Genomic DNA, 22277 nt, shown 5'->3' with positions numbered 1-22277 from the left:
GAGAATCCATCATGAACGCCCGTTCCCGGGCGCCGGCCGCCGGCGCCCGCCGGTTCCAGCGCGCCCGCCTGCCGGGTGTGGTGGCCGCCATCCTGTTTGCCCCGGCCGTCGCGAGCGCCGGCAACGAAAGCCCGGACGATGTCGAGTTCGACGCCGCGTTCCTGCCGGTGGGGGCGTCCTCGCGCCTGGACCTGCAGCGGTTCTCGCAGGAAGACTACGTTGCGCCCGGTACCTACCGGGGGGACGTGCGTCTGAACGGCCAGTGGCAAGCGCGTGCGGACGTTGTCTACCGCGAGGTGGACGGCGTCTCGCGGCTGTGCCTGGACCCGGCCGCGCTGAAGCGCTACGGCATTGCGCCGGAGCGCCTGCACGCCGACCAGGCCCGGCAGCCGGCCCTGGCCTGGCCGGACGAACCCTTCTGTGGTGACCTGGGCGAGCGCGTGCCCGGTGCCACGGCGTCCTTCGATGCAGGCAGCCAGACCCTGGATCTGCAGGTGCCGCAGCTGTACCTGCGCAGCGAGGCGCGCGGCCATGTCGACCCCAGCGAGTGGGATGCCGGCGTGGCGGCGCTGTCGCTGGGCTACAACGCCAACGTCTATCGCTACAGCAATGGCGCTGCCCCGACCTACTCCGGGTTCCTTGGCCTGAACGCCTCGGGCCGCGTGGCGGGCTGGCAGCTGGTGCACCAGGGCGCGATGACGCGCGGTGGCAGCCAGTCGCAGCGCTACCGGTCAGCGGCCGCCTACCTGACGCACGACATCGTGCCGTGGAAGGCGCAGCTGATGGTCGGCGACACGTCCACTGCGGGCGACCTGTTCGAGAGCGTGCGCCTGCGTGGCGCCCGCCTGGGCAGCGACGACCGCATGCTGCCGCAGTCACAGCGCGGTTTCGCACCGGTAGTGCGTGGCATCGCCGAGACCAACGCCCGGGTGATCGTGCGCCAGCGTGGCAACGTCCTGCTGGAAACCAGCGTTGCACCTGGACCGTTCGAGATCAACGACCTGTTCCCGACCGGGTATGCCGGCGATCTCGACGTGGAAGTCGTCGAAGCCGACGGCCGCTCACGGCGGTTCACGCTACCGTACTCGGCGGTGCCGCAACTGCTGCGTCCGGGCCAGTCACGGTGGTCGGTAGCGGCCGGTCGTGTTGCCGAGGCCTCGCTGCTCGATGCGCCGGACGTCCTGCAGCTGCAGTACCAGCGCGGCCTGTCCAATGTGGTCAGTGCCTACGGCGGCGCCGTGGTGGGCGACAACTACCACTCGGTGCTGGCCGGTAGTGCGGTCAATACACGATTCGGCGCGCTGGCAATGGATGCGTCGTTGTCACAGGCCCGTGTACGCGGCCTGCCTGAGCTGTCCGGCAGCAGCTTCCGCGTGGCCTACAATCGAAGCATCGCCAGCACCGGCACCTCGTTTGCCATCGCGGCCTACCGCTATGCAACGGGTGGCTACGTGAGCGTGCGCGACTGGGCCAGCCTGCGTGACGCACAGGCACGTGATCTTGGCATCGATGCGGTGGCGCGCCAGCGCAACCGCATGGACCTGAGCGTCAACCAGCGCCTGGGGGAGCGCGGTGGCCAGTTGTTCGTCATCGGGACGCGGCGCGACTTCTGGAACACGGCAGGCCGCCAGCTTGACCTGAGCGTGGGCTACAGCAACCAGTGGAAGTCGCTGAGCTACAGCCTGAACTTCCAGCGCACGCGCGATTCGATCGATTTCATGCCGGGCTTCCTGCAGGATCGCATTCCCGGCGCGGATGCCGCGCCGCGTCCACAGTTGGCGCGGGCTGACAATCGCCTGATGCTGATGCTGTCGGTGCCCCTGGGGCGCACGCCCCGTGCGCCACAGCTCAATGTCACCCAGACCCGCAGCGACAACGCCGATCCTTCCACGCAGCTGTCGGCCAGCGGGCTGTGGGTCCGCGACGACCGAGTCAATTACGGCGTGTCTCTGGCGCGTATCGGTGGTGGCAACGCCCTGGACGTCAACGGCGGCTATCGCGGCGGCCGCGGCCAGGTGGCGGCCAATCTCAGCCGGGGCCCCGGCTATACCCAAATGGGCCTTGGCGCGTCGGGCGGGCTGGTGCTCCACGCGGGTGGGCTGACCCTGTCGCCGCCGCTGGGCGACACGGTCGCGCTGGTGCACGCGCCCGGCGCGGCGGGAATGCGGGTGGAGAATAGCGGCGGATCGCGCGTGGACAGTCGCGGGTTTGCGGTGGTGCCGTACCTGACGCCGTACCAGCTGAACACGATTTCGCTCGACCCCAAGGGGGCCGGCTACAGCTTGGAGCTGCAGGAAACCGCACGCGCGGTGGCGCCGCGTGCCGGTGCGCTGGTGAAGCTCGATTTCAGTACGCGCGCCAGCCGTGGGCTGATGGTCGACACGCAGACCGAAGATGGGCGCCCGCTGCCGTTCGGCGCGCAGGCCACCGATGCCAGCGGCGCCACGGTCGGCGTGGTGGGGCAGGGTAGCCGCCTGCTGCTCAGTGGCCTTCAGTCGTCCGGGCCGGTGCAGGTGCAATGGGGCGAGGGCGCCGACCACCAGTGCGTGGTGGACGTGCAGATTCCCGACGGCCCTGTCAGCGGCCAGTACGCCGTGCTCAGCGCGCAATGCCGATCGCCGGTCGTCCATGCCAACGGTGACGCGCCGCCCGCGCGCCGGATTACCACCACCTTCCAGGAGAACGCACCGTGATTCGCTTGCCTCTGGTCGCGCGATTGATCGCGCTTGTCCTGTTGATTGCCGCAGCGCCTGCGCTTGCGCAGAACTGTCGCTTCAACGCCGGCACCACCACGCTCACCAACATCGCCAACCTCAGTGGCAGCATCACCGTCGGTCCGGATGTGCAGGTCGGCACCGAAATCTATCGGGCCACGTATTACGCCGGGCCCACCAACGAGATCTACTGCACACCGGGCAGGGCCGATCGCATCCGCCAGTACACCGCGCTCCCGTACGGGCCTTCGGGCTACGCAGACGCGCGCTACGGAACCGTATACAACACGAACCTCCCCGGCGTCGGCGTGGCAGTCTGGTTCAACGGTAGCCCTTTCCCGATATCTACGTCCGTAGAGGTCGTTACGGGCACGGTGATCTGGCCCGTTCAATCCTTTGACGTCAGCCTGATCAAGACCGGACCGATAACGGCCGGCACGGTCACAGGTGCGAACCTGCCGCGCTTCGAATACCGCATGACCGGCGCCAACAGCGCACTCCAGCTCTGGAACGGCCTGGTGCAGGGCTCGCTGTCCATCGTTGCCCGCACCTGCACCACTGCAGATGTATCCGTGAATCTAGGCGATCACCGCGTGACGGAGATTCCCACCGTGGGCAGCGGGACACAATGGGTCAACGTACCAGTAATGCTGAGCAATTGCCCGGCGTTCTATGGCCGCTACCGCGGCAACCTCACCACCGGAACGGTACAGACGGCCAATGGGCGCGTCGACAACACCGTCCGCTTCCGCGTGGATCCGGTCACGGCCGTGGCGGATAGCGCGCGCTCGGTGATGATGCTGCAGAGCGACGGCGTGAATACCACGGCGACCGGCATCGGTATCCAGATCGGGACCGCGGCCGACGAGTCGGTAGGCTTTGGCAACATGCGTGATTCCGGGCTGGCGTTAAGCGAAACCAACAACGCGTCCTACACGCTGATGCTGCGTGCGCGCTATACCCGCTACGCCGCTGCCGCGTCATCGGGACAGGCGAACGGTGCCGCCACCATTACCCTGGAGTACTACTGACATGCGCGCACGATGGCTGCTGCTGGCGCTGCTGTGCGGGGCCGCCATGCCGGTGGCGGCGGCGGACCTTACCGTCCGCTTCACCGGCAGGTTCCTGGCCGGGACCTGCCAGCTGAACGTGCCGGACGTCGATCTGGGCACGTTCCAGGCAACGTACTTCGCCACCAGCACGCAGTCACCCGCGGTGGCCTTCGTGCTGGAGCGCAAGAACTGCAGCGACGACCTGCGAACGCTGCACGTCCGCTTCGTGGGCACCGCTGACAGCAGCAATGCCAGCTACTTCGCCATCCCGGCCACCGGCGGTGTGCGGGGATTGGCCATCCGACTGCAGAGTGCCACCGGCACGCTGTATGCACCCAACCAGCCCGCGTTTGACTGGCCCACCAGCGGCGATGCCGCAGGCCAGCGCGCACTTGGCGCCCTACTGGTACGCACTGGCAATGTCACCGCAGGTGCAATCCGTACCCCCATCACTGTCCAGGTCACATACAACTGAGGTCTTCCATGTTCCGTCCGCTTCTCTCACTGAGCCTGCTGCTTTGCGCTGCCACGGTGCACGGGCAGGACAGCCAGGCCTTCACGATGTCCGGCGAAATTCTGCCAGGCGTCTGCAAGGTCGCGTTCCCCGATGTGGATCTGGGGTCCCATCAGGCGTCATTGTTCACCGGCAGCTATGCCACGGCCTATATTGATTTCAGTGGCACCGTCAGCGACTGCGACGCGCAGGTGCTGCGTGTGGCCATGACCTTTACCGGTGCAGCCGACAGCGGCAACGCGTCACTGTTCCAGGGGGTTTCCGGCGTGGGCATCGAACTGGTACGCGTGGTCGGTGCCGTCAACGTGCCGATTGCACCGGGTGGAAATACCCAGTATGCGACCGCCGCCGGTGTGTATCCCTTCCGTGCGCGCTTCCGGCAGTCCGCCACGACGGTTGGCGCAGGCCGCGTGACGCGTCCCATCACCGTTTCGCTCACCTACAACTGAGGCTGCAGCTGATGTGCACTGTCGCCCTCCGCCTGCGTCCCATCCTACTGGCGCTGACCTCAATGTTCGCTGCTGGCCACGCGGCCGCGCAGACGACCACCACCTTCAACGTCACCGGCACCATTCTGCCGGGTGTCTGCCGCATCGCTGTGGCCGACGTCAGTCTTGGCACCTATCAGGCAACACTGTTTACCGGCGCATATGCCTCGCCCTTCCAGCCAGTGAATGTTGTGGTCAGCCAGTGTGACCCGCTGGTGACCCGGGTCGCGTTGCGTTTCGATGGCAACGCCGACACCAGCAATGCCCAGCTGTTCCAGGGTGTGCCTGGCATCGGCATCGAGCTGCAGTACACCAGCAGCGGGGCCCGCGTCGCACCTGGCGGAACGGCCCAGATGGCCACGGCTGCGGCGACGCACGCATTCCGCGCACGCTTCGTGCAGAGCCGGGCAACGGTATCGGCCGGTACGGTCAGCCGACCAATCACGGTAACAATGACGTACAACTGACTACGCGGGTAGGGGACGGCACCAAGGGTCGTCCCCCTCGCGTTTCTGGCGCAGGACAGGGCTGCTGCGCGCAGCGGCGCCTCGCTAGCGGAGACTGTCCGCGCTGTGCGATCCTTGGCCCTGCTCCTGCGCAGCGCTCTCCTCGCGCAGCACGCGTGAGCGTTCCGCCACGATCTCATCCATCTCGACACGAAGCGCCCTGGTCTCGGCGGACAGGCTGGCAACGTTGAGCCGCAGGCCATCGATATCTGCCCGGTTGCGCAGTTCGTCCTCGTTGGCCTCCAGGGTCTGTCTGACGCGAAGGGATACCGGAGCCGCCAGCCGCGCGGACAGCCGTCCTTCCAGATTGGTCTGGGCATTGTTGATATAGGCCGGGACCAGCGCCACCACCTCGATGACATAGCGATGCTCGGCACGCACTACGGACATGTGTTCAATCGACGCACGGCGATCGCCCAGGTACCCGGTAACCACGGCGCGGGCCTGGTTTGCAGCCCAAGTCTGCTGCCCGATCTCGCGCAGGGCCAGTCCCAGTGGCAGCGCTAGCAGAATGAACGTGGTGGCGATCACCCCCGCCTGCCAGGCGGTGTGGCGAGGTGAGTTCTCCATCCCGAACCTGTACCACTTGGCAATCAGTGTCACGCTGAGGGCAATCGCCAGCAGGTTGGTCATGAAAAGGAACATCGCGCCCCCGGCCACGCGCACGTCGCCCGTCGCCAGCCCAAACGCGACCACTGCCAACGGCGGCATCAGGGCGGTAGCAATCGCAACGCCCACAATGGCCTCTCCCTTTCGGGTAATCACTGCGTAGCCGCCGGCCAGCCCTGACAGCAGCGCCACCAGCAGGTCGAACAGGGTGGGTTGCGTGCGTGCAAGGATCTCACTGGTCGCCTCGCGTAGCGGCGACAGCCATACGATGCACATGGCGGTCAGCAGCGCCAGCGCCATGCCCACAAGCAGCGCAAGCAGTGCACGGCCCATCATCCGGAAATCGACCACGCACAGCGAAAAACCCAGCTGCACGATGGGGCCCATCAGCGGCGAGATCAGCATCGCACCGATCACGACGGCCCCGGAGGACTGAAGCAGCCCCAGGATCGCGATACCGCAGGACATCACTGCCATGAACGTGAAGCGCGGGCTGAGCCCGCCACCGTCACTCACGTTGGCGATGACGGCATCGTGGTCGACGGCGGCAAGCATGCGGTTGCGCCACCGGCTCCAGCCATGGTGGGCGGATGCCAGGACACTCACCAGCAGCGTTGGCACGGCACTCATCGATCCGCTCCCGGCTGCGCGACTGAATCCAGCGCATCGGCTCGATGGAGTCGGCTGAAGTAGTAGATGAGCGCAAGTGCCTCTGCAAGGCAAGTGCGGCCGCCGAGCAGCTGCCGGCCGCGCATGACATTCCAGCAGCCGTACTCGGTGTAAATGAGGGTGTGTTGGGAGAGGTCGGTCATGAAACTGTCTGGGAACGAAGAGGGTCGAACGCCTATGGTCAACCAACGTGTTGCAGCAGCCCATCGGACGACGCCCATTCCTGGCGGATCCGACGTGTGGCGCGCACGTCCACGCACTCACGCCAGCCTTGCGGCCGCGTTGCGCCGTGGCGCAGCTGAAAGTCAGCCGCGTCCTATGTGGCTGTCTGCCAGGGGCCGATAGGGTGGCCGCTCCCTTTCACTTTCTCCGGTATGGCCCGCATGTTCCTTGGCGGGCGCATCCACAGCAACAATGTTCCGTTTCTTCCGCTCCGCACACCTGCGCCAGGACGCCTCGCCTGATGCTACCGACGATTGCGACCTCGCTGCGCTCCGCAAGTACCAGCGCGGCGTGCTGCTGGGCGGCGGCTGCCTGCTCAGCATCGCTATCGTGGCCGGGCTGATCGCGCTGGCGCTGTTCCACGCAGATGGCTTCGCGGCGCGGCGGTCGGAAGCGCTGCAGCGCAGCCGTGCCATCGTCGAGGCCCACTTGGCGGCGTCGGATGCGGCCCACCTTCGGCTGTTGAGCATGGCCGAGTACGCCTGGCGGCATCGCCCGGACAATGATGCGCGGACGCTGGAAGTGGACCGTGCCAACTATCTGCGTGCCGGACAGCGGGCCGTCATGACCGCTGGCACCGAGAGCGTGCCGCAGACGGTGCTGGGTGCCGGCACCGATGCCTGGCCCGTTGACCGTCTGGATCGCTATCTCATGCTGGCGCACTCGCTGTCGATCATCCGCCGGCTGGGCGGCGCCGGCGGCCGGTCCAGCGAATCGGAGTCGAGCTTCTTTCTTGATCCGCGCGGCCAGCTGCTGGTACTGGGCGAGGGCATGAGCGAACAGCATCTTCTGTCGGCCACGGGAGAAAAGGACCGTGCGCAGCTCATCGGTCGGCTCGCGGCGCTGTCCCGCACCGGCGTCGACGACGCGGAGGCGTATGGCACGCACGCCACCCGGATGGAACTGGTGCGCCATCCGGTGTCGGGGGCTCCGGCGATCGCCAGTGCCCTGGTGGCGCGTGACAGTGCCACGGTGATCGGTACGTTCGTCACGCTGGAATCAACGGCACCGCTGTCCCGGGCAATGCGCATCGCCGACGGTGGCGTGTCGTTCGTGCTGACTGGCGACGGCCGCGTGGTGGCGGGCACCGGCAGCCCCAAAGCGCTGGATCTGGGCGAGGTGACCCGGCATCTTCTGGACGCGGAGCAGAAGGGGCGCACGCTGGCCACCTTCCGCCAAGGGCTGCGCTTCTTCCAGGTGGTCCGTATCGAGGAGGCTGACTGGGCACTGGTCAGCACGTACTGCATCGCCGATGTCATTGCCGATGGGCAACGCCTGTACATCGCCGCCGCGTCGTTGGCGTTCGGCCTGTTGCTGGGTCTTTGGACGCTGCTGGCCTGGCTGCATTGGCGCGCCTTCGGGCCCGCGCTGGCACGCGCCGCGCGCGTTTACCAGGGCGAACAGCTCAGCCGCGCGTTGATCCAGCTGTCACCGGTGGGACTGTGCCTGCTCGATCGCCACAGCGGTGACCCGGTGGTGCAGAACGACATGATGCGTCAGCTCGCCGCCGCCGCCGAGCGACGCGGCGCCATGCTCTATGCCCGCATGGTCGACCAGGCCTCGGCGATCCTGCTGCTGCCTGATACCACCATCGCCGAGTTCGAGGTGTCGGTGCCGGATCCCCAGGGCCAGGCGCCTGTCGTGCTGCTGGTGGGGGCGACCAGTGCCAGCTATCAAGGGCGCATGGTACTGCTGTGCGCCGTGCGCGACTTGAGTGCGCGAATCGAACTGGAGCAGCAGCAGAAGCAGGCGCGCGAGTCGGCGGAGGCCGCCAGCCGCGCAAAGAGCCGCTTCCTGGCGGCCATGAGCCACGAGATCCGCACGCCGTTGCATGGCATCCTGGGTCACCTGGAGTTGCTCGGCCGCTCTGCGCTGGACGACAACCAGCAGGCACGGCTTCGGCGGATTACCCAGGCTGCGGACTCGCTGCTGCAGATCATCAACGACGTGCTGGATTTCTCCCGCGCGGAATCCGGGCACCTGGACCTGGTTGCGGAGACCTTCGAACCGGTGACGCTGCTGGAGCGGGTCGCGCTGCTGTTCTCGCCACTGGCCGAAGCAAAGGGCCTGGTATTGGACGTCATGGTCGATGATGCAGTGCCGGCCAGGCTGGTCGGGCCGCAGGCACGCGTCGAGCAGGTCCTGCGCAACCTGGTCAGCAATGCAGTGAAGTTCACCCCGTCCGGTCGTGTCGAACTGAGGGCTGACTGGGTGCCCGATACGGACGGTTCCCAGCTGCAGCTGCAGGTCATCGACTCCGGCATCGGCATGACGGAGACGCAGATGGCAAGGCTCTTCCAGCCCTATGTGCAGGCGGACGCCAGCATCATCACCCGTTTTGGCGGGTCTGGGCTGGGGCTTTCACTGTGCCGTGAACTGAGCAGCTGCATGGGGGGCACCATCCATGCCAGCAGCACGCCCGGCGTCGGCAGTGTCTTCACCTTCTGCATTCCGGTCCAGGCGGTTCCGGCTGCCGGGACGCTGCCCTTGGCTGACCGCTCGGTGCTCCTGAGTTCCTCGGCCAGCGGGTGGCGGGACGAGCTGCGGCGCCGGCTTGAACGCTGGGGCGCCACCGTGATCATCGTGAGCGAGGCCGACGCCTGGCCCGCCGAACACTGGGAGGCGCACGTTCCGCTCGTTGCATTCGAGAGAAGTCCCGCGCGGACGGAAGTGGCGTCGCGGGCGGGACGGCGGCGGGTGATCCTGGTATCTGCCGACGGTCCGCTGAAGCCGCAGGTGCGGGGAAATGCGTGGCGCGTGTCCTGCTATTCCAGTGATGGCCTGCTGCAGGCCCTGCTGGTTTCCTCGCAGCGGGGCGTGCCGACACTGGCGGTGGAAAGGGGCATGCACTAGATTCATGGCCACCCCCTTGCCCGTGCGCGGGAATGCCATGCCTCCGGCCTCGCCTGACTTGCCTTCCGCCCCGTTGCAGGCACTCCACCGTTCACAGCGCCGGCTGCTGTTAGGGGGAGGGGGGCTGATCACGTTGCTGGTGCTGTTGACCACAGCGGTGAGCATTTTTGCCGGCGTGGGCGAATTCCATGACCGCGAGCGCCAGAAGTTCTTCGAGGCCCGCGGCGCGATCGATTACTTCCTGGTGCAACGTGACCGTGCCTATGCAGGAAGCGTGAACGCCAACGACGTGATGTGGAGCGGGCAGCGGGAAGAACTGCGGCGCCTGGGTCGGCCGATGGTGGCCAACTACCTGTCGCAGGACATGCGAACGGTGGTCCGGGCAGAAGGTCCGGCATCGGTGCCGTGGCTGGTGCTGGGCGATCCCGAGCGGCCGATGCCACAGCCTGAGCTGGAAGCCTATCTGGGCATGATCTATCAGTACTCGCTGTACACGACTGCGGCGATCAGTTCGATGCAGGGGAGCAGCCCGGCCATGGTGTATGGCTATGACCCGCAGGCGCGGCTGATGGCACTGCCCGGCGTGGTTGACGAGGCGCAGCTGCTGCGGGGGCTGCGCGCAGATTCGCGGGCACAGGCGTTCGCACTGTTGAAGGGCATCGAGCGCCAAGCACCGCTGCAATCTCCAGACCCCGGTCCGATGGAAAGCGCCGCTAGGGGCCATCGCCTGGCCTCGCTGTTCGGCCGCAACCCGCTGGATGGCCGGCCCTCGCTGGTGGGCATTCTCACCCTGGCCGAGGGCACCACGCCCTATTTCCGGCGGGTCACCTTCGAGCCGATCAGCAGCATCGGCTCGCGCCTGGAGGCGACCGCCGCCGGCAGCTATCTCCTGACCGGGCCCACCGGTGAAGTGGTGCTGGCAAAGGGCCCCCTCAGCCGGGAGGCCAATGCGCTCGGCCCGCTGCTGGCGCAGCAGGACACACGCAACGTGACACGGCTGTCCTTCCAGCATCTGTTTGCGGTAAGCGGGGGGCTGTCAGGGACGGACTGGCGCTTCACGCGTCTTTACGACTGGAGCGCGCTGTGGCGCGACCAGGGGATGGCCATCGTTGCGCGGCTGCTGACGGCACTGTCGATCATCGCAGCGCTCTGGCTGCTGCTCTGGCGGGTGGAGCGCAAGGTCATGGCGCCGGCCCTGGCCGAGGCATCGCGCGTCTACGAAAGCGAAGCGCTCAGCCAGACCATCATCGGCACGGCGCCGGTGGGCTTGGCACTGCTCAGCTGCGATGATGGTGCTCCCCTTCTGCAGAACCAGGTCGCACGCGAACTGGCGACGCAGCCGGCGGGCTATTCGACGACCCCGGCGCTCTATGCCGCGCTGGTAGAGCAGGCGCATGCCTTGCCCGGTGCGCGCAAGGAGTTCAACTGGACGCTGCACGACGCGGGTGCAGCGCCGATCCAGCTTCAGGTGGCGTTGGCCATCGCACGCTATCGCGACCAGACCGTGTGGGTCTGCGCGCTGCGTGATGTCACGGCGCAGATGGAACTGCAGCAGACCCTGGAGCGCGCGAGTCGCGATTCCGAGGATGCCCGCGCCGCTGCGGAGGCGGCCAACCGGGCGAAGAGCGCCTTCGTCGCCACCATGAGTCACGAAATCCGCACACCGCTCAACGGCATCCTCGGCCATCTGGAACTACTGGCACGCTCACCGTTGCAGCCTGCGCAGCAGGAGCGCGTGCAGCGCATCCGGCTGTCGGCGGACTCACTGATGGCGATCATCAGTGATGTGCTCGATTTCTCGAAGATCGAGGCCGGGCAGTTGGATATCGACCCGGCTCACTTCAACGTTCGTGAACTGATCGAGCAGGCCACGCTGCTGTATGCGCCCGAGGCGCACAAGAAGGGCGTGAAGCTGTTCTATATGATCGATGGCGAGCTTGAGGATGCCTACCAGGCAGATGCGCATCGCATCCGGCAGATCATCAACAACCTGCTGAGCAACGCGGTGAAGTTCACCGAGTCCGGACGCATCACGCTGCACGCCGGGCTCGGGAACTGCCTGCAGCCGAACCAGAGCGTGCTGCGGCTGCGGGTCGTGGACTCCGGCATTGGCATGTCCGACGAGCAGCTTGCGCATCTGTTCCGTCCCTTCGAGCAGGGCGATGCCAGCGTGTCCCGGCGTTACGGTGGCAGCGGGCTGGGGTTGGCGCTGTGCAGGCAACTTGCGCATCTGCTGGGCGGCAGCATCCAGGCCGAAAGTACGCTGGGTGTCGGCACCGTGTTCACCCTGGAGGTGCCGGTTCACCCTGTCGATGCGCCGCATGGCGGTGACCAGCCGCTGTCGGGCACCACCGTGACGCTGCTTTCCGCAGCGCCGGAGTGGCGGCAGGAAATCGGGCAGGTCCTGCAGCGCTGGGGCGCGGGGTTGACCGTCCTTGATCGTCCGGCCGCGCTGCCCACCGATGCCGCAACGACAACGCTGTTGATTTTCGGCGAGCGCCGCGCATGGCCGGAGGAGGATGAGCAGGCGCTGTGCAGCCTCCACGCCCGGTTGGTGCGCGCGTACCCGAGCGGCCCCCTGGCCCCCGAACGCCGTCCTGATGGCGTGCACGTCACCAGCTATTCCAGCCGGGCGCTGCTGCGCGCGTTGCTGCAGGATGCGATGGGAGCGGAAGCGCCATCGCCGGTCGCCGCGCAGGCACGGCCGCCGGCGGGACGGGGAAGGGTGCTGCTGGTGGAGGACAATCCGGTGAACCGCGAGCTGATCCAGCAGCAGCTGGAGGAGCTCGGCTGGCATGTGGGCACCGCCGAGGATGGCCAGGCCGCGCTGAGCCTGTGGCCGTCAGCCAGCTGGGACGTCGTGCTGACCGACATCAACATGCCGGTGATGGACGGCTACGAGCTGGCCCAGGCGCTGCGTGCACGCGGGGATAAGGTGCCGATCCTGGCGATCACCGCAACCGCACTGGCCAGCGAGCGGGAGCGCTGCCGGCAGGCGGGCATCGATGGGCTGCTGCTCAAGCCCCTGGATCTGGAACGGCTGTCGGCGGCGTTGTCCCGCTATGTTCCCCCCAGCAACCGCAGGGCGTCCCCGTCGGCCGCGGGGGAGGGGCTGCCGCTGAAACTTCGGGCCCTGTTCGTGGAAAGCGGCGCGCGTGATCTTGACGTCCTTGCCGCCGCGCTGCGGGAAGGGCAGCAGGCCGCGCTGCTGGACAAGGTCCATTCCCTGAAGGGCGTGCTGTTGATGATGGGGGAGCGTCCGCTAGGTGAGCGCTTTGGTGCTGTGGAGCACCGCCTGCGCGAGCACGACACGGTGGATGAAGCCGAGCTGCAGGCGCTTCTCGCGTCCCTGTCCGCGCTCATCGACAGCTATCGGGAGGGCCTGCCGGACGGCTCGTGAGCGAACGCCGATCAGTCCGGATCGGGGCCGTTTGAACGCAGGCCGAGTTCCGTCGCGAACTTGAAGAGATCGGCTTCCTTGTCGATGCCCAGCTTGGCCATCCCGATCCGCTTTTGCGTGCTGATGGTCTGCTTGCGCCTGTCCAGGCGCTCGGCAATTTCGTTGATGCCAAGCCCCGACACGAACAGCGTCAGCACTTCACGTTCCCGTGGCGAGAGCGCTATCTTCCTTGACCCTGCGGCATGGTGTGGCAAGATCTGCGCGACCGACGGCGAGAGGTAGCGCCGGTTGGCCCACGCCGCAGCGATGGCCGCCGGAACATGGCTGGTGTCATCGGCCTTGCTGAGGATATGGGTGATGCCGCGCTGATAAAGTGACTGGATGACCACCGGCTGGTCCATGCCCGTCATCACGATCACACGCAGGTCGGGGTAGCGTTCGCGGAGTGTATCCAGCAGGGCGAGGCCGTCGCCGTGCGTGCCGCCCGGCATGGCGTAGTCGGTCACCACGACATCACATGCGGTACTGTCCAGCAGCGCCACCAGCTCCGAGGAGTCGGACGCCGTTCCAATGCACTGCAGCGTGGGAACCGCATCGATTGCGGCCTCGATTCCCATGCGGATGACCGGGTGGTCGTCTGCAATGGCTACACGAATGATCGGATGAGACATGCAACAGCCCCGCGCTGAAGTTGGCCCGCCACACCGGCGACCCGCCGCCGCAACTATAGGCCAGGCGACCGCGTGTTGGCATGCCTGGCGATACCTGCAACCAAGAGGATGACTGTATGGCCTTGAACCTGGTCGTTGCCGACGACCATCCCGTGATGCTGGCCGGCATGGAAATGCTGCTGCGCTCCGAACCCGGCATCGCGGTCGCTGGCCTGGCCAGCGACTCGACCGGACTGGTTGCGCTGCTGAGCGCCGCATCGGTGGACGTGGCCGTCTGTGACTTTTCGATGCCGAACGGACGCTACGGCGACGGAGTGACCCTGCTCAGATTCCTCCAGCGGCGGTTTCCCAACCTGAAGCTGGTGGTGCTCACCGGCATGGAGAGTCCGCTGGTCCTGCGCTCCATCCAGGCCGCCGGGGTGACGTGCATCGTGAGCAAGAGCGATTCGCTGGAGCACGTGGTTCCTGCGGTGCATGCGGCGTGGTCCGGCCTGCCGTTCGTCTCTCCGGCCATTGAACGATTGCTCGCGGGCGTGGCCGAAGCACCTGCCAGTGGTGCGTCTGCACTGTCAAAGCGGGAAACAGAAGTGCTGCGCATGTTCGCCGAAGGACTGACCATCCGGGAAATCGCCGAGCGGGTAGGGCGGAGCAGCAAGACCGTCAGCACGCAGAAAATGGCGGCCATGCGCAAGCTTGGGCTGAAGCGCGACGCGGACGTGTTCGAGTACGCGCTGGCGCATGGGCTGGTCCAGGCATCACAGAGCGCCCGTGCAGGCGCCGGTGGAGAATCGGACTGATTCAGGCATCGTCCGATGGTCTTGCGGTGCAGCGTTCGTATTCTCGGCGGGGCGCAACCCTGTAACCGGTGACCACGTGCCTGACCCCAATTTTCTGGTAACGCTGCTGCTGCTTCGATTCAGCGAGCTTTCGGCCAGCTCGCAGGCGAGCTTCCTGGACGGCCTCAATCAGTATCTGTTTGCCTCGCCGCAGTTGCGCCGGGCGCTGCGCCGCCAATGGAAGGACCGATGCAGTGACGGGGAAGCGGGCCAAGAAGCGAGCCCGGCACGGGGCACTACAAAGCAGAACGCTTCTCAACACGATTCTTGACGTCCGCGAGCACGCATGACCGCTGCAACGCACCCAGAGGGCATCTGCCGGGGCGGGCGGCGCATGCCCGCAGTGCTTCGGGGAGGCCAGCAACGCCGCGCCCCCGCCCCCCACTTTTGGGACGAGTCCGATTCGACTCCCGGGTGGCCCTCACTAACCTCGCAAGTGTCCGCTGAGTGTTTCCCTTCCGTTCCTTCGAACGCGCCGGGAAGCCCTCCAGCCATCATCTCACTTCGAGGAGAGCCTCATGAACAAGATTCATTCAATCGTCTGGAATGCGGCCACCGGTCGATGGGTCGTCGCCTCCGAAATCGCCACCCGTCGCCGTCGCGCCCACGCGGCCAGCCGTACCGTGCTCCGCCCGCTGCAGCTGGCTATCGCTGTCGCCCTGGCGTGGGGCGGTGCCGCTGGTGCAGAGACGCTGCAGTTCCCCGGCGCCCCGGTTGACGTTGCCGATGGCACGCGAGTCGTCGAGGACATCATTGTAGCCAATGGCGCGACGGGCGTCGTCGTTGGCAACGGCGGCACGCTGATCCAGCAGGGAAATTCCTTCCGCATCGGCGGCACAGCGAACCGCGCCACCCAGAATCTGGACCTCAGCGGGCTATCTCACTACGTCTACGACAATGCCAGCCTCAACTTCAGCGTCGGTGGCCGCGTCATAGGCGGCACACGGGATCAGACCGGGGCTACCACCGGTACGGTTGTTTTGGCTTCGGATACCAACCTCATCCGCGCATCGCATATTGGCATAGGCGATGTTGGCCGTAGCATCAGCGCAGCGGCCACCAATCAAGGTACCGTGCGTCTGGGCCAGAACAATACGATCAATGCCGACAGCATCACGCTCGGCGGCAACCAGAGCACCGGCACCCTGGTTTTCCAGGACTCAGTCACGGACGGGACTCTTATCCTGCGTGGGTCGGACGGGGAAAGCGCCGTGGGCACCTGGAACATTGGCACGGGAAACAGCAGCAATTACAGCGGCACCACTGGCAATGTCGACCTGCGCCGAGGTGTGCTTGACGCAAAGGTGGACGCCCTGAACATCGCCGGCGCGCTCTATGGCGATGCCACCGCAACGGGCACCCTCAGCCTGGGCCGGGGCGCGCTCGAAGCCAACACCATCATGATCGGCGAACGCAGCAGCACCGCTGGCAACGGCGGTTCGAACGGGCGCCTCACCATTGGCGAGGGCGGCACCGTGCTTGCCAATGCCATCACCCTGGGCAACCGTACCGGCACCGGAGGGACCGTGTCCTCGAACATCACCCTCGACGGGGGTGCGCTGCATGCTGGCAGCATCCTGGCCGGCGCCGGCCCCGGCACGCGCGTGATCACCTTCAACGATGGCGTGCTGGGCAACCGTGCCGCAGGCCAGGACATGCGGGTTGATGTTCCGGTGGTGCTGGCCGCAAGCGGCGAGCATGCGTTCCGCGTCGATGGCGATGATGCCGTGATGACCGTCAGTGGTCAGATCAGCGGCAATGCAGGCACCCTGACCAAGACCGGCGAGGGCGTGCTGGCCCTGACCGGTGCCAACACCTACAGCGGCTCGACGCGCGTCGATCAGGGCCTGATCCGATTCCAGTCCGGCAGCAACCTGGGCACCGGCAGCATTGTCTTGGATGGCGGCGGCCTGCAGTGGGCCGCAGGCAGCAACGAAGACATCTCCGCGCGACTGGAGGCGCTGGGGACTGCGGGCGCGGTGCTGGACACCAACGGCAACGCTGTCACCCTGGCCACGGCGCTGCACGGCGAAGGTGGCCAGCTGATCAAGCGCGGCAACGGCGCGCTCACCCTGACCGCAGACAACACCCACACCGGCGTGACCCGCATCGAACACGGTGAACTGGTGCTGGGCGATGGAAGCGCAGCCGGCAATGTGGCGGGAGACATCGTGAACAACGCGCGGCTGACCCTCAACCGCGGTGACCGCATGTCCCTGTCCGCCAACATCGCCGGCAGCGGCGAGCTGCTGCAGGCAGGCAGCGGCACTGTCGTGCTGTCCGGCGACGTCGCGCACAGCGGCGGCACCCGGGTGGCGGCCGGCACCCTGCAGATCGGTGACGGCGGCTCGCGCGGCACGCTGGGCGGCGATGTCAGCCTGGCCGGTGGCACCTACCTGGACGTGGACCGCAACGACACGTTCCTGCTCTCGGCGCGTGTCGCCGGCGATGGCGCGCTGCGCCAGATCGGATCGGGCACCACCGTGCTGGACGCTGACCACCGCTACGCCGGCGGCACGTTCATCGCGGCCGGTGCGTTGCGCCTGGGCAACGGTGGCACCAGCGGCAGCGTGACCGGTGCAATCGACAACCAGGGCTGGCTGGAATTCAACCGCAGCGACGACGTGCTGCTGGACAATGCGGTGAGCGGAACGGGCGGCCTGGTGCAGATGGGCACGGGTACCCTGCGCATCGCCGATGACCAGGCCTACACCGGTGCCACCCGCGTGCTTGCCGGTGCACTTCAGGTTGATGGCAGCATCCGGTCGGCAACCGAAGTGGCCAGCAATGCCACCCTGAGCGGCAACGGCGCCATTCACGGTGACGTGGTCAACGCCGGCGTGATCCGTCCGGGCAGCGGGAATGACTACGGTCGCCTGACCATCCAGGGCAACTACGTGGGCCAGCAGGGGCAGCTGGAACTGAACACCTGGCTGGGCGACGACGCATCGCCCAGCAGCCAGCTGGTGATCGATGGCGGCAGCGCCAGCGGCAGCACCACCGTGCGCGTTCACAACACCAGCGGCACCGAAGGCCACACCGTCGGGGACGGCATCCTGGTGGTTGCCGCCATCAATGGCGCCACCACGTCGGCCGATGCCTTCAAGCTCGGAAACTACGCACGAAACGGCGCATTCGGGTTTGGACTCTTCCGCGGCGACCTGGAAGGCAAGTCGGCCGAAAACTGGTACCTGCGCAACGCCTTCGTCGTGCAGCCGCCGGTCGATCCGACTGACCCGATCAAGCCGACTGACCCGGTCAATCCGGTCGACCCCATCAACCCGGTCGATCCGACCAACCCGGTGCCTCCGGTGGCCCTGCCCATCTTCGGCCGCGAGCTGGCGACCTACGGTACGGTCCAGCCGCTGGCGCGCGAACTGGGTGCACTGGCGATGGGCAACCGGCGTGACAGGGCGCAGGCCGCCGCTGCGGGCGACAGGCCGCATGCTGCCTGGGTGCGTGTGGCAACCCGCGACCTGCACAACCGGTACGAATCCATGGTTGCGCCGGAAGCCAAGGGCAGGCTCAACGCGCTGCAGGTCGGAAGTGATTTCTGGCAGGCCGCCCCGTCGGCAGGCGCCCGCTGGCAGGCGGGCGGCTACTTGTCGCACGCGAGCAGCAATGTGCAGGTCGACGGCATCTATACCAATGATGAGCGGACCCGCTATGTGCGTGGGGCGACCGGCAACGTCGAACTGCAGGCCACCAGCGCTGGCTTGACCCTGACCGGCGTTGGCAGCCGAGGCGGCTATCTTGACGCCGTCGTCCAGCTGACCCGCTACGGCGGTTCCGCCAATGCGGGCCCGGTTCGTCTCAACACCCGTGGCGGCGGCTACCTGGCATCGCTCGAGGCCGGCTATCCGTTTGTCACGCAGGCCGGCACCGGGCAGTTCACGCTGCAGCCTGAGGTCCAGCTGGTCTGGCAGAAGGTGCGTTTCGATGCAGGGCAGGACGTTGCAGGGCAGGTGTCGCTTGGGAGCACGCAGGGGCTGAGCGGGCGATTGGGCATCAACGGCAGTTGGCAGTTCCAGAGCGCGGGCGGCGTGCAGTGGGCGCCGTACCTCGCCGCCGATGTGTGGCACGAATCGGATGCGCGCTCGGCAGTGACGTACGCCGGCAAGGACCAGATTCCCCTGGCGGCGGGTGGAAACCGAGCTTCGTTGAGCGCTGGCGTCAACGTCCGGTTGAATGAGCGCTTCAACCTGCAGATCTCCGGTGGGTGCGAGCGCTCGATGGGCAACAGCAGTGGTGCCAGCCGGGAAGGCTCGTTCGGCAACCTCAGCCTGCAGGTGCGCTGGTAAGGGCGAGCCGCCGGTGTCGTCCATCAGATGCGGCGATCCCGCATCTGATGGCGCCCCAGCGATCACCGCAGTCGAGCAGGGCATCCAGGGGCGTGCCTGCTGCCCAGGCTGATTCGTGGGATGATCCTGCCATGACAACACCATCGGAGCGGAATCGGCTGTTGTCTGCGGCAACGGAATCGGCGATGGACGCCAAGCTGGGCCAGAAGCTGACGTCAGCGGAGAGCGACAAGATCTGGAACACATGGGACTTCATTGGCAGGGAAGGGGAGGGGCTGGAGCTGTCGGTCGTCAACCCCACAGCGGTCCTGGGGCCGGTACTGGGCGCGGACTATTCCCACTCCATCCGGTTGATCAAGCACATGCTGGAAGGACAGCCAGGATGCCCGAAGATCAATTGTGGATTCGTGGATGTGCGTGACGTGGCCGACCTGCATCTACGCGCGATGACCCACCCAGCTGCCAGCGGCCAGCGCTTCCTCGCCATCGCGGGCGAAAGCCTATGGCTGAGCGAAGTCGCCAAAGTTCTGCAGCAGCGACTCGGCACGTCCGCAGCCCGGAAATCGAGCGCTCAGCGATGTTGATCGAGCCCGCCAGGAGGCGAAGGAACTCCAGGCGCAGCTAAGCAAGGCATCCGAACAGCACAGGGCACTTGAGAAGCAGCTGCGTCAGGAAATCCAGGCCGCCCAATCAGCGGCCGCCACGGCCAGTCAGTCTGCCGATCTCCTGCGCGGCAGATGTGATGCGCTCGAGGGGCAACTTTCAGGGCTTCGAGATTTGCCAGCTCAACTGGAAGTAGCGCTCAAGCAATCCAAAGAAGTTCGCGTCGCTGCTAATGTCAGACCGAAACGCAAGCCGCCGAAGCAATGACCACCTGGCCGCAATCCCGGCCAGTGACACGAATAGGGATCAAATCTGGCTATTTGGCCGGCCCCATTGCCACGAACTCGGGTCGAATTTGAAGCAAATTTGGCCCTAGTTGCCGCACGTGCCACTCCAGACACGATGGCCTCCAAAGGGCGAACCGAATCGCCCGAGCTCCTCCAGCTAATCCATTTGCCCGCCAATCCGCCGTTAGGCCAGATCTGGGGCAACAGTTTCGCGGTTTCGTCGAATTAGGGGCGCCTTGATGGAAGTTCCACCAAATGTGTGGCGACTTTTCGTAGCAAATGGGGCGACTTTCCGTAGTAGGTGGGGCAACTTCTCCCCGTCAATCAGCCGAGCCAGAGGCCCAGCCATTGCCACGCCGAGGACACGAACGCGGCCGTAGCCCGATACAGCATTTCGCATAATGTATATCGTGCAAGGCATTACCAGCCTGCGGCATAGCCTGTACGTCGCGGGGTAGGGCGAACCCAACCGCCAGGCACAGCGCCATTGCGGTAGCGGCGAGCTTCCGCCAGACGGCCTTCTCTTCCCGACTGATCGCGCGAGCTTCGCCAATAACCCCAAGCACTCGCGCCAAGGGCACGCCGGTCAAGCCCGCCAAAGTTGCGCAAACCACGGCATCCGGGTGAGAAACACCCTTCCGATAGTTGCTGATCGCGGACGGCCGAACGCCAAGACGCGGCGCTAAGTCCTTGTCGTAGCTCACTCCGCACGCCTCTTTCGCTTGATCGAGCAGCGAGTTGACGTCCATATGATCCAAGGCCCTTGATTTTTGGAATTCAAGGGTATTGAATCACGTCCGCGATACAAGGACCTTGAATCGCACCCGCCACCGGCACCCCAAGGCCGCTGGCGGGTTCTCTTGGGGCTTGGGGTGGGGGATAGGGGTATGGATCACCTTGAGTACGCGGGGCACTGCGAGCAGCACGCGCAGTTCGCGCGCGATCTGGCCGTGTATTTCCGGTCGATCAACGAAACCGGCATGGCAAGGAGCTGTGATCTCGATGCGGAGCATTGGGACTACATGGCATCCGTACACCGCAAGCGGGGTGAATCGTGATCGATCCGCTCATTGCCTTCGTGCTGCTGGCGGCCATCGTTGCCGTATCCATTGGCAGCGCCAAACTCGTTTCGTGGTGCCTCGACCAGCGTGAGTACGCCGCCGCGCAGCAGCTGCGCGAAGCCCAGGTCATCGCACTCGCGCGGGCCGAGATTGCGGCCACGAAGCGCGGTGATCTGCTCGCTGCCGCTGAGCTGGCCGAAGCTCAGGAGCGAGTCGCATGAGCATCCATACCTTCGCCGCCGAACTTGCGGAGGCCGATATGGGCCTTTTCGCATGCGCTGCGCTGATTGTCGTCTGGCTCGGCAGCGCAATAGCTTCAATCGTGATTGAGCAGTCATGGCTTGCGATCCGTCGCCTGTGGAAGCTCTGGAAGGGCCGCGCCAATGGTCGGTGATCGCGCAGTGCTGGCCGGGTCGGGACTCCCCTCGTCTAACAGGGGAGTCAGTGAATTCAGGAACCCCGGGGGAACCCTGACGGTCGGCATTGACTGGTTCTCCGCTTCCATCGATCTGCGCGCAGCGCTGGACGAGATTGCGTTCCGTGATGGCGACAGCTTCGAAGAGGTCCGCCAGTGGATCGAGTTCTCCCCGGACAACGCCCGCATTGCGGCCTTGCAGGTGTTCTGCTGGTTCTTCGCCGGTCTGGGTCTTGAACTGGATGAAACGGCCGGCGGCGGCCGCTTCTACACGTGGCGAATCAAGATCATCGACGCGGCCAAGAAGTTCGTCGGGATGATCGAACTCGGTGGCGAAGAGTGCCGCCGCGCAGATGGTACGTATACCGCCCGCATCGAACTTACCGGCGATGGATGCAAGGCGATTAGCGCAGCGCGCTGCGGCCATGCGCAGCGGTGGCTGGAGCTTCGAGCGAAGCTCGAAAGCTGCGCCGGGAGGATCACCCGTGTCGATGTGTGCGCCGATGACCTGGTGGGCGATTACCCATTGCGCATGGCACAGAAGTGGTACGCCAATGGCGACTTCGACAACCGTGGTCAGCGCCCCAAGGCGCAGCTGGTGGACGACTACGACAGCGGCGACGGCAAGACGTTCTATGTGGGCGGAAAGAAGTCGGAAAAGCAGCTGCGGGTCTACGAGAAGGGCAGGGAGCAGGGCGATAAGAGTTCGCCGTGGGTGCGCTATGAGGCGCAGTTCCGCAACTCCAATCGCAAGGAACTGCCGCTCGACATTCTGCGCGATCCGGCCTCCTACCTGCTCGGGGCTTATCCGGTCCTGTCCTTTCTGCGCTGTGTCGCCACGCGCATCGAAATCACGAAAGCCGCCGTTGAAGCGACTTGGAAGAGCGTTCGCCGCCACATCCGCCGCCAGTACGGCGCGGCCCTCAATTTCATCGCCAAGAACTGCCCGGACGATCAGTCCCTGCGGTCGGTAATCGAATCCTGCACTTCGCCATCGCTGCCGAAGTGGGTCACAGGTGACACAGCAGCGCACTGGCCCGAAATCGCGGCCGTACAACCAACCTCAAAGGGGTAAC

General features: G+C 66.0%; 19 protein-coding genes. 15 read left to right on the top strand and 4 right to left on the bottom strand.

The features are described 5' to 3' along the window. Nucleotides 1-11: 11 nt before the first annotated feature. The 5 genes from ACEPA4_RS10150 (at nucleotide 12) to ACEPA4_RS10130 (ending at nucleotide 5235) form a co-directional block, all read left to right on the top strand. The gene (locus ACEPA4_RS10150; protein ID WP_262090602.1) at nucleotides 12-2693 is read left to right on the top strand and encodes a fimbria/pilus outer membrane usher protein; all 2682 of its coding nucleotides are present in this window, start codon (nucleotides 12-14) and stop codon (nucleotides 2691-2693) included. Then, the gene (locus ACEPA4_RS10145; protein ID WP_143592547.1) at nucleotides 2690-3745 is read left to right on the top strand and encodes a fimbrial protein; all 1056 of its coding nucleotides are present in this window, start codon (nucleotides 2690-2692) and stop codon (nucleotides 3743-3745) included. Before ACEPA4_RS10150 ends, ACEPA4_RS10145 begins: the two co-directional genes overlap by 4 nt. Nucleotide 3746: 1 nt before the next feature. After that, on the top strand, nucleotides 3747-4241 hold the full coding sequence (locus tag ACEPA4_RS10140) for a fimbrial protein (RefSeq protein WP_262090599.1): 495 nt from the start codon (nucleotides 3747-3749) through the stop codon (nucleotides 4239-4241). A gap of 8 nt (nucleotides 4242-4249) precedes the next feature. After that, nucleotides 4250-4729 (top strand): fimbrial protein, encoded by a 480-nt coding sequence (locus ACEPA4_RS10135; protein WP_262090597.1) that lies wholly within the window; start codon nucleotides 4250-4252, stop codon nucleotides 4727-4729. A 62-nt stretch (nucleotides 4730-4791) separates the two neighbouring features. Then, nucleotides 4792-5235 carry a fimbrial protein gene (locus tag ACEPA4_RS10130; protein ID WP_088497467.1) on the top strand — a complete coding sequence of 148 codons (444 nt, stop codon included), beginning with the start codon at nucleotides 4792-4794 and terminating at the stop codon, nucleotides 5233-5235. 84 nt (nucleotides 5236-5319) lie between these two features. Here the strand turns inward: ACEPA4_RS10130 and ACEPA4_RS10125 are convergent, their stop codons facing one another. Both ACEPA4_RS10125 and ACEPA4_RS10120 read right to left on the bottom strand, forming a co-directional pair. Next, on the bottom strand, nucleotides 5320-6513 hold the full coding sequence (locus tag ACEPA4_RS10125) for a TIGR00341 family protein (protein WP_262090594.1): 1194 nt from the start codon (nucleotides 6511-6513) through the stop codon (nucleotides 5320-5322). Beyond that, nucleotides 6510-6695, bottom strand: coding sequence for a hypothetical protein (locus ACEPA4_RS10120; RefSeq protein WP_262090593.1), 186 nt, complete (start codon nucleotides 6693-6695; stop codon nucleotides 6510-6512). Before ACEPA4_RS10120 ends, ACEPA4_RS10125 begins: the two co-directional genes overlap by 4 nt. A gap of 271 nt (nucleotides 6696-6966) precedes the next feature. On the opposite strand from ACEPA4_RS10120, the gene ACEPA4_RS10115 reads away from it, so the two are divergent. Both ACEPA4_RS10115 and ACEPA4_RS10110 read left to right on the top strand, forming a co-directional pair. Further along, on the top strand, nucleotides 6967-9627 hold the full coding sequence (locus ACEPA4_RS10115) for an ATP-binding protein (RefSeq protein ID WP_262090591.1): 2661 nt from the start codon (nucleotides 6967-6969) through the stop codon (nucleotides 9625-9627). After that, on the top strand, nucleotides 9551-13027 hold the full coding sequence (locus ACEPA4_RS10110; protein ID WP_262090590.1) for a hybrid sensor histidine kinase/response regulator: 3477 nt from the start codon (nucleotides 9551-9553) through the stop codon (nucleotides 13025-13027). The genes ACEPA4_RS10115 and ACEPA4_RS10110 overlap by 77 nt, the downstream gene beginning before the upstream one ends. Before the next feature lie 11 nt (nucleotides 13028-13038). Here the strand turns inward: ACEPA4_RS10110 and ACEPA4_RS10105 are convergent, their stop codons facing one another. Then, nucleotides 13039-13698, bottom strand: coding sequence for a response regulator transcription factor (locus ACEPA4_RS10105; RefSeq protein ID WP_262090589.1), 660 nt, complete (start codon nucleotides 13696-13698; stop codon nucleotides 13039-13041). 116 nt (nucleotides 13699-13814) lie between these two features. Between ACEPA4_RS10105 and ACEPA4_RS10100 the strand changes: the two genes are divergently transcribed. From ACEPA4_RS10100 to ACEPA4_RS10085, 4 genes are all read left to right on the top strand, one after another. Beyond that, a complete protein-coding gene (locus tag ACEPA4_RS10100) occupies nucleotides 13815-14495 on the top strand; it encodes a response regulator transcription factor (RefSeq protein WP_262090587.1) in 681 nt (226 codons plus the stop codon). Nucleotides 14496-14571: 76 nt separating this feature from the next. Then, a complete protein-coding gene (locus ACEPA4_RS10095; protein WP_252744715.1) occupies nucleotides 14572-14805 on the top strand; it encodes a hypothetical protein in 234 nt (77 codons plus the stop codon). 247 nt (nucleotides 14806-15052) lie between these two features. Beyond that, nucleotides 15053-18835, top strand: a complete 3783-nt coding sequence (locus ACEPA4_RS10090; protein WP_262090584.1) for an autotransporter outer membrane beta-barrel domain-containing protein — start codon at nucleotides 15053-15055, stop codon at nucleotides 18833-18835. 185 nt (nucleotides 18836-19020) lie between these two features. Further along, on the top strand, nucleotides 19021-19419 hold the full coding sequence (locus ACEPA4_RS10085) for a hypothetical protein (protein WP_262090582.1): 399 nt from the start codon (nucleotides 19021-19023) through the stop codon (nucleotides 19417-19419). A 626-nt stretch (nucleotides 19420-20045) separates the two neighbouring features. Here ACEPA4_RS10085 and ACEPA4_RS10080 read toward each other — a convergent pair. Further along, complete coding sequence (locus ACEPA4_RS10080; RefSeq protein WP_374083046.1) at nucleotides 20046-20474, bottom strand: DUF3693 domain-containing protein; 429 nt, start codon at nucleotides 20472-20474, stop codon at nucleotides 20046-20048. Nucleotides 20475-20612: 138 nt separating this feature from the next. Between ACEPA4_RS10080 and ACEPA4_RS10075 the strand changes: the two genes are divergently transcribed. From ACEPA4_RS10075 to ACEPA4_RS10060, 4 genes are read left to right on the top strand one after another with little or no spacing between them, the layout of a single operon-like run. Further along, entirely contained in the window at nucleotides 20613-20783 is a 171-nt protein-coding gene (locus ACEPA4_RS10075) for a hypothetical protein (protein ID WP_374083041.1), read from the top strand. Next, the gene (locus tag ACEPA4_RS10070) at nucleotides 20780-21007 is read left to right on the top strand and encodes a hypothetical protein (protein WP_374083040.1); all 228 of its coding nucleotides are present in this window, start codon (nucleotides 20780-20782) and stop codon (nucleotides 21005-21007) included. The genes ACEPA4_RS10075 and ACEPA4_RS10070 overlap by 4 nt, the downstream gene beginning before the upstream one ends. Further along, on the top strand, nucleotides 21004-21180 hold the full coding sequence (locus ACEPA4_RS10065; protein WP_374083039.1) for a hypothetical protein: 177 nt from the start codon (nucleotides 21004-21006) through the stop codon (nucleotides 21178-21180). The genes ACEPA4_RS10070 and ACEPA4_RS10065 overlap by 4 nt, the downstream gene beginning before the upstream one ends. Beyond that, nucleotides 21170-22276, top strand: a complete 1107-nt coding sequence (locus tag ACEPA4_RS10060; RefSeq protein ID WP_374083038.1) for a replication initiation factor domain-containing protein — start codon at nucleotides 21170-21172, stop codon at nucleotides 22274-22276. Before ACEPA4_RS10065 ends, ACEPA4_RS10060 begins: the two co-directional genes overlap by 11 nt. Nucleotide 22277: the final 1 nt, after the last annotated feature.

Origin of the sequence: Stenotrophomonas sp. P2112 (genome assembly GCF_041897515.1) — a bacterium.
GTDB classification, from domain to species: Bacteria; Pseudomonadota; Gammaproteobacteria; order Xanthomonadales; family Xanthomonadaceae; genus Stenotrophomonas; species Stenotrophomonas sepilia.
Note: the sequence above shows the minus strand (reverse complement) of the source record. Positions and strands in the feature narration are given on the sequence as shown.